Source organism: Mesorhizobium sp. Pch-S (genome assembly GCF_004136315.1).
In the GTDB taxonomy this organism is placed as follows: Bacteria; Pseudomonadota; Alphaproteobacteria; order Rhizobiales; family Rhizobiaceae; genus Mesorhizobium.
The window spans coordinates 2721075-2732881 of sequence record NZ_CP029562.1; the positions used below are offsets into that span (position 1 = coordinate 2721075).

At 64.4% G+C, this 11807-nt stretch carries 11 protein-coding genes; 5 read left to right on the plus strand and 6 right to left on the minus strand.

Going from position 1 to position 11807, the window contains the following annotated elements:
• Window positions 1-37 precede the first annotated feature (37 nt).
• Entirely contained in the window at window positions 38-907 is an 870-nt protein-coding gene (locus C1M53_RS12570) for a LysR family transcriptional regulator (RefSeq protein WP_129416148.1), read from the minus strand.
• A gap of 103 nt (window positions 908-1010) precedes the next feature.
• Here C1M53_RS12570 and C1M53_RS12575 point away from each other — a divergent pair, with 103 nt between their 5' ends.
• The 3 genes from C1M53_RS12575 to C1M53_RS12585 all read left to right on the plus strand — a co-directional run bounded on the left by C1M53_RS12575 (window position 1011) and on the right by C1M53_RS12585 (window position 4079).
• Window positions 1011-1607 (plus strand): LysE family translocator, encoded by a 597-nt coding sequence (locus C1M53_RS12575; protein ID WP_129412552.1) that lies wholly within the window; start codon window positions 1011-1013, stop codon window positions 1605-1607.
• 14 nt (window positions 1608-1621) lie between these two features.
• On the plus strand, window positions 1622-2518 hold the full coding sequence (locus tag C1M53_RS12580; protein ID WP_129412553.1) for an NAD(P)-dependent oxidoreductase: 897 nt from the start codon (window positions 1622-1624) through the stop codon (window positions 2516-2518).
• Between the two features lie 184 nt (window positions 2519-2702).
• Window positions 2703-4079 carry an MFS transporter gene (locus tag C1M53_RS12585; RefSeq protein WP_129412554.1) on the plus strand — a complete coding sequence of 459 codons (1377 nt, stop codon included), beginning with the start codon at window positions 2703-2705 and terminating at the stop codon, window positions 4077-4079.
• 95 nt (window positions 4080-4174) lie between these two features.
• Here the strand turns inward: C1M53_RS12585 and purH are convergent, their stop codons facing one another.
• Both purH and C1M53_RS12595 read right to left on the minus strand, forming a co-directional pair.
• Window positions 4175-5791, minus strand: coding sequence for a bifunctional phosphoribosylaminoimidazolecarboxamide formyltransferase/IMP cyclohydrolase (purH, locus tag C1M53_RS12590; protein WP_129412555.1), 1617 nt, complete (start codon window positions 5789-5791; stop codon window positions 4175-4177).
• 103 nt (window positions 5792-5894) lie between these two features.
• Window positions 5895-6221 (minus strand): GIY-YIG nuclease family protein, encoded by a 327-nt coding sequence (locus C1M53_RS12595; protein ID WP_129412556.1) that lies wholly within the window; start codon window positions 6219-6221, stop codon window positions 5895-5897.
• Between the two features lie 115 nt (window positions 6222-6336).
• On the opposite strand from C1M53_RS12595, the gene C1M53_RS12600 reads away from it, so the two are divergent.
• Window positions 6337-6954, plus strand: coding sequence for a DUF2239 family protein (locus C1M53_RS12600; RefSeq protein ID WP_129412557.1), 618 nt, complete (start codon window positions 6337-6339; stop codon window positions 6952-6954).
• Between the two features lie 16 nt (window positions 6955-6970).
• On the opposite strand, the gene C1M53_RS12605 is transcribed toward C1M53_RS12600, so the two are convergent.
• The 3 genes from C1M53_RS12605 to htpX form a co-directional block, all read right to left on the minus strand.
• The gene (locus C1M53_RS12605; RefSeq protein ID WP_129412558.1) at window positions 6971-8695 is read right to left on the minus strand and encodes a heparinase II/III family protein; all 1725 of its coding nucleotides are present in this window, start codon (window positions 8693-8695) and stop codon (window positions 6971-6973) included.
• 150 nt (window positions 8696-8845) lie between these two features.
• Window positions 8846-10231 carry an RsmB/NOP family class I SAM-dependent RNA methyltransferase gene (locus tag C1M53_RS12610; protein WP_129412559.1) on the minus strand — a complete coding sequence of 462 codons (1386 nt, stop codon included), beginning with the start codon at window positions 10229-10231 and terminating at the stop codon, window positions 8846-8848.
• Window positions 10222-11253 carry a zinc metalloprotease HtpX gene (gene htpX, locus C1M53_RS12615; RefSeq protein WP_129412560.1) on the minus strand — a complete coding sequence of 344 codons (1032 nt, stop codon included), beginning with the start codon at window positions 11251-11253 and terminating at the stop codon, window positions 10222-10224. The genes C1M53_RS12610 and htpX overlap by 10 nt, the downstream gene beginning before the upstream one ends.
• A gap of 97 nt (window positions 11254-11350) precedes the next feature.
• On the opposite strand from htpX, the gene C1M53_RS12620 reads away from it, so the two are divergent.
• Window positions 11351-11572, plus strand: a complete 222-nt coding sequence (locus C1M53_RS12620; protein WP_129412561.1) for a DUF1674 domain-containing protein — start codon at window positions 11351-11353, stop codon at window positions 11570-11572.
• Window positions 11573-11807: the final 235 nt, after the last annotated feature.

Below are 11807 nucleotides of genomic sequence, written 5' to 3' on the forward strand. Positions count from 1 at the left end.
TGGTCTGACCCGATCCGCAGCCTGGAAGCTTCGAGCTCTAGGCTGCGAGCCGGCTTCTCGACAGGCCCTCGCGAATGTGGCGGGCAAGCTCGAGCGTCGCGGGGGCCGCATCGCGGGTTGGCAGATGCAGGTTGATCGCGAAGGACGGCAGCGGCGGCAAGCCGGCTTCTGCGGGCAGGATGTCGAGATGCGGCGGCACGGTGAAAGCAAGCCATGCCGTTATCGCCAGATCCGTTGTCACTGTGGCGGTGGTGGCATCGATGCTGCCGTTCTCGAACACCGTGCGCCATTCGCGATCCTGATTGTGCAGGGCTGCCAGGACCGCGGGCCTGAAAGCACAGGTTTCGGCCACCATCGAAACCGGAAGCGGTGTCTTCAGATGTGCGACACCGCCCCTGGCGCCGACCCAGACCAGGCGGTCGACGGCGAGGCACTCGCCTTCCGAAGTGCCAAGCGGCGTCTCGACCAGAGCCAGATCGATCTCACCCCTGGCCAGCGCATGCGTGAGATCGGGCGAGGATGCGCAGAGCAGCGAAATCTCGACCTGCGGGAAGGCGTCCGCGAAACCCTTCAGAACAGGCGCGATGAGTGGACCGGCCAGATCGAAAGGCACGCCGAGCCGGACTGGTCCTTCGACGCGACGTGCCGTCATGTCGGCCCAGATTTCGTCGTTGAGGCCAAGCAGCCGTCTTGCCTTGCCTTGCAGGCGCTCTCCGGCGCTTGTGAGCCGCAGCCCGCGCCGGTCACGCGAAAACAAATCATGGCCCAGGGCTTGCTCCAGCCGGGCGATCTGCTGGCTGACGGCGCTTTGGGTGAGGTGCAGGGCATTGCCCGCAGCCGTCATGTTGCTGCGCTCGGCGACGGCGAGGAAGGTTCGGATCAAGGCAAGGTCGAGATTGCGGGTCATAGCCATCATTATGAGCGCTAATGACCTCTATAATCAACATGCGTTTCTCTAATGGTGTGTCCGGCGCTAGCTAGGAGCTTGCCGCTGTCGCCTGGAGACGCCCATGTCGCCCGAAACCATTCTGCCACTGGTCATCTTTGCACTGGTCTCGTCCGTCACGCCGGGCGGGGCGACGACGATGGCGACCGCGTCGGGTGCGCATTTCGGCTTCCGCCGTTCGATCCCGCTGATGGTGGGCATCGCCGCCGGGCTGGCCAGCATGGCCGCCGCCGCCGCCGCCGGTCTGGCCGGCGTTCTTGCGGCGTTACCGTCACTGCAGCTTGCCTTGAAAGCAGTCGGCTCGGCCTATCTTTTGTGGCTCGCCTGGAAGGTCGGTTCCGCCGGTGCGCCACGCCTCGATGCCGATCTGGCGCGCCCGACCAGTTTTGTCGGCGGGGTCTGGTTGCTGTGGTTCAATCCGAAGGCCTGGGCGATGACCTTGGGGGCGGCGGCCTCCTTTGCCACGCTGGCCAGCGGCCCGGCCCAGCTGAGCATTCTGCTGGCTCTCGCCTTCGGCTTTGCCGCCTCCGTCTCGGTGTCGCTCTGGTGCACTGCCGGCACACTGATGGCACGGCTGATACGCACCGAAGCTCAGTGGCGTGGTCTCAACATGGTGCTCGGCGTTTTGCTCGCGCTTTCGATCGTACCGATGTGGCTGTGAATCTGATGATAGATATGCGCACAAACGAGCGGGTAGGCTTCATCGGCCTTGGCGTGATGGGGCAACCCATGGCGCTCAACATGGCGCGCGCAGGCGTGCCGCTTTTTGTATGGAACCGGTCTTCCGGGCTCTGCGAACCACTGCAAGCAGCGGGCGCAAGCGTGGCGACAAGCGCCAGGGAAGTCTTTGCCAGGACGCGCATCGTCATCCTGATGCTGGCCACCGAGCAGGCGATCGATGCGGTGCTGGCGCGCGACACGGCCGATTTCTCCACCCACGTGGCAGGCCATGTCATCGTGCATATGGGTACGACCTCGCCGGGTTATTCGCGCGAGCTGGAGGCGGATATCCGTGCCGCCGGCGGCCAGTATGTCGAGGCGCCGGTCTCGGGTTCTCGCAAACCGGCGGAAGCGGGGCAATTGGTGGCCATGCTGGCCGGCGAGGCCGCGGTCGTGGAGGAGGTCGAGCCGCTGATGCGACCGATGTGCCGGGAAATCGTGCGCTGCGGCGCGGTGCCCAAAGCTCTTCTGATGAAGCTTGCGGTCAACATCTTCCTGATCACAACGGTGACGGGTCTGGCCGAGTCCGTCCATTTCGCCGAGCGGCATGGGCTGGACCTTGCACGCCTGACGGCTGTGCTCGATTCGGGCCCGATGGCGAGCGATGTCTCACGCATCAAGCTGGCAAAGCTGGTTGCCGGTGATTTCAGCGTACAAGCAGCGATTACCGACGTCTTCAAGAACAACCGCCTGATAGCCGAGGCGGCGCGCGAGGCGAAAGTCGCCTCGCCTTTGCTCGATGTCTGTCACGTGCTCTATGGTGAGACCGAGGCGCTGGGCCTCGGTCAATCCGACATGGCTGCTGTCGTCCGCGCGATCGAACAGCGCACCATGGCGGTGCGGAACACCTGACGGGCACCCGCGCGCCTTCGCGCTGGCGTCGCAGGATTTCAGCATCCGTCGATTGCGTTCGCAGCCGCACGATCATTGGCCTTCCCGCAGGGTCACGGCACCAGGCAGGTTTCAGGTCTTTGCAGCGCAGTCAAAAACGTGCAGACATGGGCCACCGCGAACGGGACAAAGCGGTGGAGGACAGATGAGCGACGTGACCATGCAGCGCGCCTCCGGGCGCGGCATCTGGGGCTGGATGTTCTTCGACTGGGCGGCGCAGCCCTTCTTCACGGTGGTCACAACCTTCATCTTCGGCCCCTATTTCGTCTCACGCCTGTCGGCGGATCCTGCCATGGGCCAGGCGGTCTGGGGCTACGGGCTGGCTGCGGCGGGGTTGGTGATCGCGGTGCTCTCGCCGATCCTCGGTTCGATCGCCGACCAGACCGGGCCACGCAAGCCGTGGATCGCTTTCTTCGCCACGATCAAGATCGTCAGCCTGATGCTGCTGTGGTTCGCTGCACCGGGATCGAACCTTTTCCTGATCGTGCTGTTCTTCTCGCTGGCCTCGGTGGCGGCGGAATTCTCGACGGTCTTCAACGATTCGATGATGCCGCGCCTGGTGCCCAAGGCGGAGATCGGCAAGATCTCCAACATCGCCTGGGGGCTCGGCTATCTCGGCGGCATGGTGGCGCTGATCTTCGTCGTGGCGCTGATGGCGGGCTCGCCGGAGACCGGCAAGACGATCGTCGGCCTCGACCCAATCTTCGGTCTCGATCCCAGGCTCGGCGAGGACGCCCGCGCCACCGGACCATTGTCGGCATTGTGGTATTTCATCTTCATCCTGCCGATGTTTTTCTTCACGCCGGACGCGGTGAAAGGCATCCCGGTGGGGCCAGCGGTCAAGCAGGGTCTGGCAGAGCTGAAATCGACGCTTGCCGAAGTGCGCAAGCGTGTCGGCATCTTCCGTTTCCTCGTCGCGCGCATGATCTACCAGGACGGCGTCAACGCGCTGCTGTCCCTCGGTGGCGCCTTCGCAGCGGCGATGTTCGGCTGGTCGATCACCGAGATCGGCGTGTTCGGCATCATCCTGAACGTTGTTGCCATCCTGGGCTGCTGGGTCGCGGCGCGGCTGGATACCGGGCTCGGGTCGAAGGTCGTGGTGATGATCTCGCTGGTGCTTCTGACCATCGCTACGGTCGGCATCATCTCGACCGGGCCTGGCTATACGCTGTTCGGCTGGCTGCAGCTTCCCGGCGTTGATTCGGGCGGCTTGTTCGGCACACCGGCCGAGAAGGCCTATATCGTCTACGGCCTGCTGATCGGCGTGGCTTTCGGACCGGTGCAGGCGTCGTCGCGCTCCTACATGGCGCGCAGCGTCACGGCAGAAGAGTCCGGCCGCTATTTCGGCATCTATGCGCTGGCCGGGCGGGCAACCAGCTTCCTGGCGCCGTTCCTGATCGCCACCGTCACCGCGACCACCGGTTCGCCACGTCTCGGCATGGCGATGATCATCCTGTTCCTGGTCGGGGGCATGATAATCCTTGCCGGTACGCCTTATCCGGCCGACAGGAAGGAAGGCTAGGCAGCAACTTCCTGTCTTGCCCGGCGAGCAGCGGAACTCTGGTTCGGCAGCGCGCCACCCGCGCTGCCTTCCCGGCGAACGAGGAGAGGCGAGGGTTAGTGCCGGAAATGCCTGATCCCGGTGAAGACCATGGCGATGCCGTGGTCGTCGGCTGCCTTGATGACATCGTCGTCACGCATGGAGCCGCCGGGCTGGATGACTGCCGTGGCACCTGCTTCGACGGCGGCAAGCAAACCGTCGGCAAAGGGGAAGAAGGCGTCGGAAGCGACGACCGAACCCTTGGTCAACGGCTCTGCGTGACCGGCTGCTTCCGCGGCGTCGAGGGCCTTGCGCGCCGCGATGCGCGAGGAGTCGACACGGCTCATCTGGCCGGCGCCGATGCCGACCGTGGCGCGGTCCCTGGCATAGACGATGGCGTTGGATTTTACATGCTTGGCGATGCGGAAGGCGAATTTGAGGTCAGCCATTTCGGCTTCGCTCGGTGCGCGCCTGGTGACGACCTTGAGATCGAGATCGTCGACCACGGCATTGTCGCGGTTCTGCACCAGCAATCCGCCGGCCACTGATTTCACGATGGTGCCGGTCTGGCGCGGATTGGGCAGGCCGTCGGTGACCAGCAGGCGCAGGTTCTTCTTGGCGGCGACGATTGCTGCAGCCTCTTCGGACACATCGGGCGCGATGATCACCTCGGTGAAGGTCTTGACGATTTCCTCGGCAGCCTCGGCATCGAGCAAGCGGTTCAGGGCGACGATGCCGCCGAAGGCCGAGACCGGATCGCAGGCCAGAGCCTTGAGATACGCTTCCCTGAGTGTCGCGCCTTCGGCGACGCCGCAAGGGTTGGCATGTTTGATGATCGCGACCGCGGCAGTGCGGACCGGGTCGAACTCGCCGGCCAGTTCGAAAGCCGCATCGGTGTCGTTGATGTTGTTGTAGGACAGTTGCTTGCCCTGCAGCTGGCGCGCCGTGGCAACGCCCGCGCGCCTGTCGCCATTGACATAGAAGCCCGCTGACTGGTGCGGGTTTTCGCCGTAACGCATGACGTTTTCCAGACGTCCGCCGAAAGCGCGCCATGTCGGCTGCTCGATCTTCAGTTCCTCGGCGAACCAGCCGGAGATCGCGGCATCATAGGCAGCCGTGCGGGCAAAGGCTTTTGCCGCGAGCCGCTTGCGGAAATCCAGCGGCAGCGCGCCACCATTGGCGGCAAGCGTTTCCAGCACCGCGGCATAGTCTTCGGGTTCGGTGACGATGGCGACGTAGGCATGGTTCTTGGCCGAGGCGCGCACCATGGCCGGACCGCCGATGTCGATGTTCTCCACGATCGCGGCGTAGCCGGCGCCGGAGGCGCGGACTTCTTCGAACGGGTAGAGATTGACCACGACCAGGTCGATCGGCTGTATAGCGTGGTCGCGCATGGCGGCGGCATGTTCCGGATCGTCGCGCACGCCGAGCAGGGCGCCATGCACCGAGGGATGCAGCGTCTTGACGCGGCCGTCCATGATCTCGGGGAAGCCGGTCAGTTCAGACACGTCGCGCACGGTTATGCCGGCAGCGGCGATCGACTTGGCGGTGCCGCCGGTCGAGACCAGTTCGACCCCGGCCTTGGCAAGTGCCGCCGCGAAGTCGATGAGGCCGGTCTTGTCGGATACGGAGAGCAGCGCGCGACGAACGGGAACGAGGTCCGGCGCGGGAATGTTCTTGGCGGCAACGGCCATGGCTGGCGGCCTTTCTGCGGGCTGAAGAAGATGGTCCGCGCCGTAGCACACGGAGGCTCAAAATCAAGCAGAGTCAGCGTCGGAAAGCGTGCCGCGTACAAACTCACGCAGAGAGCGCGTCCATCTTGTCACGCCAGAAGGACAGGCGTTCCTTCAGCGCAGCGCCTTCGGGTTGGGAATCGTCTTCGAAGCGCTCGAGCACCTCGATGGCGATGGCGTCCTGGCCATGACGGTTGTATGCCGCCTGCAACTCGGCCGCGCGATGGCTGCCCAGCCGAAGCGTGAACCACAACCGGTTCGGCATTGCGTCGAGATCCGGCGAATGCCCGACCCAGCGCTGATCCGTTTCAGCACAGATCAGCCCATAGATCCCTGCCCGGACATCCCGTTTCTTGTAGGCCGCTACGGCGGCCTTCCTGTCTATGCTCATGTTGGAAACCTTTCGGGCGGCATGTAAGTGCAACGCCCGGTAACGTCAATTATACCCGGGTAATATTTGACATTGCCGGCGAAGACGCTATGAAGGCTGACCAAGGAGAATCCTGATGCCTTTGTCTCTGACTGCCGCCAGCACCGCATTCGACGGCGATCGCCGCCTCGCCGACGGACCGCTGGTCGAAGTGGCGCTTGCCGTGAAAGCGCACGAAGGCGCCGCGCCCCTGCTGGTCTTCGATGACGCTACAGGCGCGGTCATCGATCTCGACCTGCGTGGCTCGGATGCGGAGATCCTTGCACGGCTCGCCGCGCGGTTTCCATCGCTCCCCTCGGCCAAAGCCGCTGCTGAAGACCTGCCCACGGCGGAAGGGTCGGATACCGCAACACGCGGCCGGGGCAGGCCGAAGCTTGGGGTGATCGCACGCGAAGTCACCCTGTTGCCGCGGCAATGGGAATGGCTGGCGGCACAGCCCGGCGGGGCTTCGCAGACATTGCGCCGGCTGGTCGATACGGCACGCCGCGCGGATGGCGATGGAAGCGCCCGGCGCAACCGACAGGAGGCCGCCTATCGTTTCGTCTCGGCCATGGCTGGAAACCTGCCCGGCTTCGAGGAGGCATCGCGAGCCTTGTTTGCCAACGATCCGGAAGGGTTCACACGCGAAATCGCAAGCTGGCCGACCGATATCAGGGCGTATGCCCTGAAGCTTGCAGGGTACGCGGACACCTGATGTCGGAGCGCCGCGATCAGGTCCTTGAGGCAAAGCCGGCCGTGCCGGTGCGCACGAACTGCCAATGCACTTCCGCTTGCGTCGATGCGTGGAAATGCAGCACGATCTGCCGGCTGCGACGCGGCCCGACGATACCGGCGAAGAAAATCGATTCCTCGACCTCGGGCTGTACCTGCGGCGAGGTGAACACCCAGATGTCGCCACCCTCGGCGGCAAGCACGAGCCGGTCGTGCTCGTCGCGGAACAGGCTGGCGTCGGGGTGGATATGGAAGCGGACAGCGACGCCGTCGCGACCATCATTGCGGATCGCACTGTTCCCGGCTTGCAGGAAACGGTCGCGGCCGGTGAGGACATTGCCGTTTGCCGACAGCACGACTTCGCGCTCATGCAGGATTCCGAAGCGCTGCGCATAGCCATCATGCCGGGCGACGAAGCCCTGGCGGCCGCTGTCGTCGAGCCGTTCGCTCGAGACTTTGCGCGGACCTCCGAGCAAGGGTGAGCCCGGCAGGCCGCCGAGCCGCATCGACAGGGCGAAACGCGCGGAAGATGTGTCGTTGAGCGTTGCCGTGGAGTGCGCGGCGGTGGCCCGTGCCAGCGGGCGGAATTCGGCGGCGCCGTAGGTGTCCACCCCGGCATTCACGATGTAGTGCTGGCGGCCCGACGACAGTTCGAACGACAGGCAGCCGGCATGGGCGGAATTGGAAACATCGATCGGCGGTGGTGTGCCCGTATCTGCAATCACCGTGACGTCGCCCATGGCCAGCCGCTCGTAGCCGGAATAGGGCGCATGCAGCAAAGGGGCGCCGGCGGTGTCGTCATGGCGCAGGATCGCGGCAATCCGGTCCTGGATGGTGGCACCCATGCCGTTGAAGCGGGCGAGGCTGCCGTCATGGTGGCGGAAGAAACGCAGCGCCGGCAGCATTCGGTCGATGGCGTTGATCAACGCCGCCGGCGGTGTCTCGGCCTGATTGGCGTAGGTCTGGCGCAGTGGCAGGAGATCGGCCAGGATCTCCAGGACGGTCAGCGGATTGCGCGAGATATGACCGCCATCGGGAAGGATCTGGCGGTCGAGCTCCTCGCCGAGATTGCGGGTGGCCGAGCGTAGCGCCGAGGCCGGCGCGGGCAGGGACAATGCCGCAAAGGCGAGAGCGACGCGGGCGCGCAGCCTGTCCTTGCCATCGGGCATCTCGCGCGCCAGCGAACGCAGGTAGCGAATCTGCACGGCCAGCGTTTTCAGGAAGGCGCGGTAGAATGGAAACTCGGCCCCTTGCAGGACGATGGAGGAATGCTGCTGCCAGGCGATGATGCGCTTGGCCGTGGTGGCCGGTTCCCAGGCCGGGCCTGCGATGCGATTGCCATGCTGGGCGATCCAGTCGGAGACCAGCGCGCGGGCATTGGCGGCGGCAAGATCGGTTCCGGCGGCGCGCATGTGGCGAAGCCAGCGGAAACCATGCAGTGAGCGCACCCAGCCATCATGAGCGACGTCGAGCTGGAATGGCGACAGGCCTCCGGTCTCGACCAGATGGCCAGAGAGCGGGAAACGGCCATAGTAGATCTCATGCGCGATCTGCGGATCGGCCAGCCTGAGATCGGGCGGCGCGATCAGCACGCGTTCAGGTGTGCGACCGGAATAGCGCCAGCGATAGACAGGCCCGGCGCGCAGGCTCCGGCGCGTCTTGCGCCAAAACTCCTTTGCGACGAGCGTCCACAGACGCGTCGTATCATCGGCAGCGAGTGCCAAAAACCACCTCGATTTGTCCCGTCCGCCCGCCTGAATTATAGGATTCAACTATATTCTTGAAAGCGAATTCGGCGGGAAGCCCACAGATCAGGGTTAAGCCAGACCTTTTTGGGGTATTTTGCCGCGACACGATTTGCAGAGTGCGGACTGTCAATCCGTTCTGCGCAGGCGGGCAGCAAAGAAGCCGTCGAGGCCGGACAACGTCGGACTGTCCAGGCTGAAGCCTGCAGGTGTGGTGCGTAGCGTGCCTTTTGGCGTCACGAAAGAGGCGATGCCCGGTATCTCGTCCGGCCGGACTGGATCGTCAACAACACCCTTCGCTTCGGACAGGAAGGCATCGTGGAGCTCCTCTCCTTCGAGCGGATCGAGCGAGCAGTTGGAAAAGACAACGCGACCGCCAGGCTTCAGCAGCGTGACGGCTTTCTCCAGCAATCGACGCTGCAGGTTGGCAAGCTTGTCGATGTCGGCGAGCGTCTTGGTCCAGGGTACGTCGGGGTGGCGGCGCACCGTGCCGGTGGAAGAGCAGGGCGCGTCCAGCAGAACGGCATCGAAAAGCTCGGCGGGGCTGTAGTCGAACAGGTCGGACTGGATGACCTCGGCGTTCATGCCCAGCCGCTCGAGGTTCTGCCTCAGCCGCGCCAGTCGGCTTTTCGATGTGTCGACCGCCGTTACCTTCGCGCCAGCCAGGATGAGCTGTGCCGTCTTGCCTCCGGGGGCCGCGCAAAGGTCGGCAACACGTTTGCCGGTGATGTCGCCGAAAAGCCTTGCCGGGAGCGCGGCGGCTGCATCCTGCACCCACCAGGCGCCTTCTGCGAAGCCTGGCAGCTCGGTGACAGGCGCGGGCAGCTTCTCCACCCGAACCGTACCTGTCGGCAGGACGATGCCTCCAAATCGTTGCGCCCACAGTGCCGGGTCGGCTTTCACCGTGAAGTCGACCGGTGCTTCCAGCCGATGCACGGCGAGGATCGCATCGGTCGTCTCCTGACCATAAGCGTCGCGCAACCGTTGTTCGAACCAAGCCGGCGCATCATCGGTCGCGGCGAGAGCCTGCGGCAACTCGACATCCTTGGTGCGGACCAGAGCGCGCAAGACACCGTTGACGAGACCGGAAAAGCGTGTGGTGCGCGGATCAGCCTTGGCATGGGTGACAGCGAGGTCGACGGCAGCACTGTCGGGCACATCCAGGAACAGTATCTGCGCGGCCGCGACATGCAGGATGTGCGAAAGCGTGGTGGCGTTTGCTGGCAGCGGCTTTTCCAACCGGCGGGAGAGCAGGCCGGCAATGGTCATGCGGTGGCGGAGCGCGGTTACCAGAATGGCGCGCACCAGTGCGCGGTCGCGCCCGTCAAGCGCCCGATACTGCGGATGGCCGTGCTCGTTGTCGGTCAGTCCATCGAGGGGAGTGCGGGCATCGACGACCGCAGCCAGCAGTCGCGCCGCTGCCTGACGTGCGGCAAGGCCGGGTGCCTGCGGCGCATTGTCGGAACGATGAGGCGATGGCTTGCGGGCAGCCTTGCCAGCTTGCGTCACTGCCATGGACCTTTCGGGCCGGACGGGTTGCGGCCCCAGGGATTGGATTTCGGCGCTTCCGGTTGCTCGCTTTCGCCGGAGGAAGGCTCGGAGGCGCCCCAGGGGCCGGCCGAATCGATCTGGCCATGGCGTGGCGAAGCTGCCGCTTCGGGACGCGTCGCTTCGCCGGCCTCGCGGGCCTGGCCCATTTGCACCGCAAGCGCCTGCAAGGCAGCGATGCGGTTTTCCGTATTCGGATGGGTGGAGAAGAGGTTGTCCATGCGCTCGCCGGAAAGCGGATTGATGATGAAAAGATGCGCGGTCGCAGGATTGCGTTCGGCATCGTCGTTGCGGATGCGTTCGGCGCTGCGCGCGATCTTGTCAAGGGCGGAAGCCAGCCAGAGCGGATGACCGCAGATTTCCGCGCCGCGCCTGTCCGCCTCATATTCGCGGGTGCGGCTCACCGCCATCTGCACGATCATGGCAGCGAAAGGCGCAACGATCATCGCCACCAGCACGCCGATGAAGCCGAGCGGATTGTTGTTCTCGCGGTTGCCGCCGAAGAAGAAGGCGAAATTGCCGAGCATGGAAATGGCACCGGCAAGGGTTGCCACGATGGTCATGGTAAGCGTGTCGCGGTGCTGCACATGGGCAAGCTCGTGCGCCATCACGGCTGCGACTTCCTCATGCGACAGGCGCTGCAGCAGCCCGGTCGAGGCCGCAACTGCGGCGTTCTCCGGGTTGCGGCCGGTGGCGAAGGCATTGGGCTGATCGGTGTCGATCAGGTAGACACGCGGCATCGGCAGGCCGGCATTGGTGGCAAGGCTCCTCACGATGGCATAGAATTCCGGCGCGCTGCGCTCGTCGACCTCGACGGCGTGGTTCATCGACAGCACCATCTTGTCGGCGTTCCAGTAGCTGAAAAAATTGGTGGCGATTGCGATGACCAACGCAATCATCATGCCGCCGGAGCCGCCGATCAGGTAGCCGACACCCATGAACAGCGCCGTCATGGCGGCCAGAAGCATGGCTGTGCGCATCGTGCTCAAATGTTTCTCCATCGCCTCGTAAGGGTCGATCCCTCGCCCTTGTTTCGCTATATGATGGTAAGAAGCCCAAGCTGTTTCAATCCACTGGAAGAAAAGCATGTCGGACGAAAACCGCAAGCCGAACGAGATGCCGGGCGAAGCAGGCCAAGATAAGGCGCTGTCGCCGGCGGCAGAACGGGCACTGGCCGAAGCCGAAATCCGCCGCCGGGCCTATCGCCAGGCCGAGGCAGCCCTGCCCAGGGAAATCGGCGGTCGTGGCGGCAACGATCCCAATCGTTATGGCGATTGGGAAGTGAAGGGCCTGACCAGCGATTTCTGACGCGGGCTCGATCTCGACGCCGCACGGTTTTCCCGAGGCTGATCCGCCGGTGGAACCGATACAGTCGCCGATGCTAAATTAGTGTTCTATAACGCTAATTCTCAACGCGGCCGTAACTTTACCCGGCATTTACCTTCGTTAGCGTTTTGGGGCCCGGAAAAGCCAGGCCTTTACCAAGCACTCACCAATCTTGGTCCAGATGCCGGCCCATCCGGCAGGAAACCCGCATTCGAGA